General features: G+C 72.0%; 5 protein-coding genes and 1 pseudogene. 3 read left to right on the plus strand and 3 right to left on the minus strand.

Annotation, left to right across the window (positions count from 1 at the left end; all coding sequences use genetic code 11):
- Both AD428_RS23230 and AD428_RS26925 read right to left on the minus strand, forming a co-directional pair.
- A partial coding sequence (locus AD428_RS23230; RefSeq protein WP_152968206.1) for a hypothetical protein occupies positions 1–275 on the minus strand: 275 nt, incomplete at its 3' end.
- 8 nt (positions 276–283) lie between these two features.
- The gene (locus tag AD428_RS26925; protein ID WP_160318620.1) at positions 284–445 is read right to left on the minus strand and encodes a hypothetical protein; all 162 of its coding nucleotides are present in this window, start codon (positions 443–445) and stop codon (positions 284–286) included.
- A gap of 77 nt (positions 446–522) precedes the next feature.
- Between AD428_RS26925 and AD428_RS23235 the strand changes: the two are divergent.
- The 3 genes and pseudogenes from AD428_RS23235 to AD428_RS28655 all read left to right on the plus strand — a co-directional run bounded on the left by AD428_RS23235 (position 523) and on the right by AD428_RS28655 (position 3,766).
- Positions 523–2,988: pseudogene (locus AD428_RS23235) on the plus strand (heavy metal translocating P-type ATPase).
- 79 nt (positions 2,989–3,067) lie between these two features.
- Positions 3,068–3,304, plus strand: coding sequence for a hypothetical protein (locus AD428_RS28650; RefSeq protein WP_235491092.1), 237 nt, complete (start codon positions 3,068–3,070; stop codon positions 3,302–3,304).
- 27 nt (positions 3,305–3,331) lie between these two features.
- Positions 3,332–3,766, plus strand: coding sequence for a YceI family protein (locus AD428_RS28655; RefSeq protein WP_235491093.1), 435 nt, complete (start codon positions 3,332–3,334; stop codon positions 3,764–3,766).
- Here AD428_RS28655 and AD428_RS23245 read toward each other — a convergent pair.
- A partial coding sequence (locus tag AD428_RS23245; protein ID WP_235491094.1) for a hypothetical protein occupies positions 3,677–4,522 on the minus strand: 846 nt, incomplete at its 5' end. The two genes, AD428_RS28655 and AD428_RS23245, sit on opposite strands and share 90 nt — an antisense overlap.

The following is a 4,522-nucleotide window of genomic DNA, read 5'->3' on the forward strand; positions in this document are numbered from 1 at the left end:
CGCAGCAGGCGCTGGATGCCCGCACGCGGCGCATCAGCGGCCGCTGGCTGACCGCGCTGGACGCCGAGCGCGAAGCGGCGCGGAAACTGCGCGCCCGGCTGGACGAGGCTGCCTCGCGCGAGCAGGGCCTGCAGGCGCGCGTGCGCGAAATGGAAGCGGCGCTGGCCGAAGCCACGCGCGCCGCCGAACGCAAGGCCCAGACGCTGCAGGCGGAGTCGGCCGCGGCGCTGGCTCGGCAGCGGGCCGCGCTGGAGGGCAGGGCGAAACACGGCCATTCAGGCGCTCAACGAAGCGCCAGCAGATCGAGGCGCTCGAATCGCGGCTGGCGCGGGCTGAAGAGGGGCTGCAGGAAGCGCATGCGGCCCAGGCCCGCAAGGACGAGCAGCTGGCCGAACTTGCGCGCCACCTCGTCGCCGCCACCCGGCCTGCCGCTTGACCTTCCCATGGTGGTAATCCTTAGAGTGTGAACCTGGAGTGTGAATCATCGCGGCATTGCCGCGCCCCAGGACACCAGGAGTTGCCATGGAAAGCCTACATCGCGCCGCTGCGCTCGCCCTGCCCATCGAGGGCATGACCTGCGCTTCCTGCGTGCGCCGCGTCGAGAAAGCCCTGGGCGCGGTGCCCGGCGTGGCCAAGGCCAGCGTCAATCTCGCCACCGAGCGCGCCGACATCGCTTTCGACGGGGCCCGACGCGCAGGCGGTGGTGCAGGCGGTGCGCAAGGCGGGCTACGACGTGCCGACGCGCGAGCTGGACCTCGCCATCGGCGGCATGACCTGCGCCTCATGCGTGGGCCGGGTCGAGAAAGCCCTGAAATCGGTGCCCGGCGTCACGGGCGCCAGCGTCAACCTGGCCAATGGCCGGGCCCAGGTCGCGGCCGTGGGCGGCGTGTCGGTAGCGGCGCTGACGGCGGCCGTGGCCAGGGCCGGCTACGAAGCCACGCCCGTGTCGGGCCAGGAGGCGGAGCCGGACGCGCTGGACGCCCGCCAGGAAGCGTGCGCCGCGCGCTGCTGCGCGATCTCGTCGTGGCGGCCGTGCTCGCGCTGCCTGTATTCGTGCTCGAAATGGGCGGGCACATGATCCCCGCTTTCCACCACGCGGTTGCCCACAAGCTGGGCACGCAGACGAGCTGGATTATCCAGTTCGCGCTTGCCACCGCCGTGTTGGCCGGCCCGGGGCGGCGTTTTTTCGCGGCGGGCATTCCGGCCCTGTTCCGGGGCGCGCCCGACATGAATTCGCTCGTGGCGCTGGGCGCGGGCGCGGCCTATCTCTATTCCGTCGTCGCCACCTTCGCGCCGGGCCTGTTGCCGGCCGGCACGGTCAACGTGTACTTCGAGGCCGCCGCCGTCATCGTGGCGCTGATCCTGCTGGGCGCTACCTGGAAGCCAAGGCCAAGGGCAATACCTCGGCCGCGATCCAGCGGCTGGTGGGCCTGCGGCCCAAGACGGCCCGTGTGCGGCGCGACGGGCAGGCGCGCGAGGTGCCGCTGGCCGAGGTGGCCGTGGGCGATCTTGTCGAGATCCGGCCCGGGGAGCGCGTGCCGGTGGACGGCGACGTGCAGGAAGGCAGCAGCTTCGTGGACGAGTCCATGATCAGCGGCGAACCCGTGCCGGTCGAGAAAACGCCCGGCGCGCAGGTGGTGGGCGGCACCGTCAACCAGAACGGCGCGCTGACGGTGCGGGCCACGCATGTCGGCGGCGACACGGTGCTGGCGCAGATCATCCGCATGGTGGAGCATGCCCAGGGCGCCAAGCTGCCCATCCAGGCGCTGGTGGACCGCATCACCATGTGGTTCGTGCCCGCGGTCATGGCCGCGGCGGCGCTGACCTTCGCGCTCTGGCTGCTGTTCGGCCCGCAGCCGGCGCTGACCTACGCGCTGGTCAATGCGGTGGCGGTGCTCATCATCGCGTGCCCCTGCGCCATGGGCCTGGCCACGCCCACCTCCATCATGGTGGGTACGGGCAGGGCGGCGCAGCTCGGTGTGCTGTTCCGCAAGGGCGAGGCCCTGCAGTCGCTGCGCATGCGCGGGTGGTGGCGGTGGACAAGACCGGCACGCTCACGCAGGGCCGGCCCGAGCTTACGGACCTGGTGCTGGCCGAGGGCATGGCGGAAGCGGGCCGCGACGACATCCTGCGCAAGATCGCTGCCGTGGAGGCGCGATCCGAGCACCCGATCGCGCAGGCCATCGCGCGCGCGGCCCAGGAACGCGGCCTGGCGCCGGGGCCAGGGCCGGCGGCTTCGAGTCGCTCACGGGCTTCGGCGTCGCGGCCACGGTCGACGGCGAGCGCGTGCAGATCGGGGCCGACCGCTATATGGCCCGCCTGGGCCTGGACGTCTCGGGCCTGCGTCCGCAGGCCGAGCGGCTCGGCGAAGAAGGCAAGACGCCGCTCTACGCCGCTATCGGCGGCAGGCTGGCCGCCATGGTGGCCGTGGCCGATCCCGTCAAGGAAAGTTCGGCCCAAGCCATCCGCAACCTGCATGCGCAAGGGCTGAAAGTGGCGATGGTGACCGGCGACAACCGGCGCACCGGCCAGGCCATCGCGCGCCAGCTCGGCATCGACGAGGTGGTGGCCGAGGTGCTGCCCGACGGCAAGGTCGAGGCGGCAGGCGGCTGCGCGAGCGTTACGGCGCCGTGGCCTATGTCGGCGATGGCATCAACGACGCGCCCGCGCTGGCGGGAGCGGACGTGGGCGTGGCCATCGGCACCGGCACCGACATCGCCATCGAGGCCGCCGACGTGGTGCTCATGTCGGGCGACCTGGGCGGCGTGCCGCACCGCGCTGGGCATCTCGCGCGCCACCATGACCAACATCCGCGAGAACCTGTTCTGGGCCTTCGCCTACAACGTGGCGCTGATTCCGGTGGCAGCGGGCGCGCTTTACCCGTTCAACGGCGCCTTGCTCTCGCCCATGTTCGCCGCCGGGGCCATGGCCCTGTCCAGCGTGTTCGTGGTGAGCAATGCCCTGCGCCTGCGGCGTTTCCGGCCGTAGCGCGGGCGGGCGCGGCTTGCGCCCGGGCGCTGCCCGGCATACCCTTGCCCGGCCTTGTTTCCATTTCGTGGGGTAAGTCATGAGCCGTTCCGTCTCCGCCGTCATCGCGTGCGCGCTGTCGGCCTTCGCCATTGCCGCGCCCGCCCAGGCCCGCGACTACCAGATCGATCCCGAGCACACGGAAGTGGTGGTGAGCTGGAGCCACTTCGGATTTTCCAGGCCGACCGCGCACGCGGGCGCATCGAGGGCGTGCTGCGCTACGACGCGGCGCGCCGGCCGCTTATCGGCGCGCTGCGCGTGCCCGTGGAAAGCCTGACCTCGCACGTGCCCAAGCTGGATCGAGGTGCTGCGCGGCCCCGAGTTCTTCGACGCCGCCACGTATCCGTACATCCGTTTCGAAAGCACGTCGGTGCGCGACCAGGGAGACGGCCGGCTGCGCATCGAGGGCGTGTTGCGCATCAAGAACCACGAGCAGCCGGTGGTGCTGGAAGCCGTGCGCAACCGCGAAGGCACGCATCCGCGCGCGGGACGGCCGGCGGTGGGGTTCGACGCCACGGCCACGCTCAAGCGTGCGACTTCGGCGTGGGCGCCTATGCGCGACGTCAGCGACGACGTGGAGCTGCGCATTACCGCGAGGCGCTGGCCGCCGCCGCGCCCTGACGCAACCAAGGCGCTCCCAGGGCGCCGCTCAGGCGCCGCCCACGCGGAATTCGCGCCAGCGGCGGCCGCCGATCTCGAGCAAGGCGCGCAGGCAGGCCGGACTCATGGGCGGCGATAGCATCGCGCCCTGCAGCAGGACGTTGGCGTAAGGCCGCAGCCCCTGCACCTCGGCCGGCGTGTCGGCGTTGCGCACCAGCACGGGCAGCCGGACCCGCGAGGCCAGATCGATCAGCGAGGCCAGACGGGCCTGCAGCGGCGGCGAGGCGGAAAAACCCGAGGGCAGGCCGATGTGCACTCCCGTGACGCGCAAGCCGTCGTGGCGGTTGGCGGACTGCAGGCGCGCGCGCAGGCCGACGCTGAATTCGGTGTAGGAAGCGAACAATTCGGCGCGGGGATGCAACGGCGCCACCAGGGGGATCAGGAAGGTGACCAGCTCGGCCGGATAACAGGCGGAAACCGGGCCGGCGCGAAAGGCGCCCGGACTCGCGTGCAGCAATCCGTCCTGCAGGCGCAGGCCGTCGCTTTCCCAGAAGCCGTCGGCGGTCCAGCGCGAATGGGGCGGCAGGGGCAGCCAGTCCAGCAGCACCGGCACCCGCGCCCGCAGGCCGTCGAGCGACTGCGCCGCTTTGGCCAGCGCGCTTCCCAGGCTTGCCGCCGGGCCCGGGCGCAAGGGCTGCGCGGTGTACTGCACCACGTATTCGCGCACGCGGCTGTCGGAGGAGAAGACGGGCCGGAAGTTCAGCGTTTCCGATGGCGCCCGGGACTTGGGCGCGCGTGCCGCGGCGGCGTGTCGATTCACGAGGCAGTCAGTTCCAGGAGCGGCGCTGCGGCGTGGCGTGGGGCGAAAGGCGCGCCGCCGGGCAGCGTCGGGGAT

Source organism: Achromobacter sp. DMS1 (assembly GCF_001270295.1).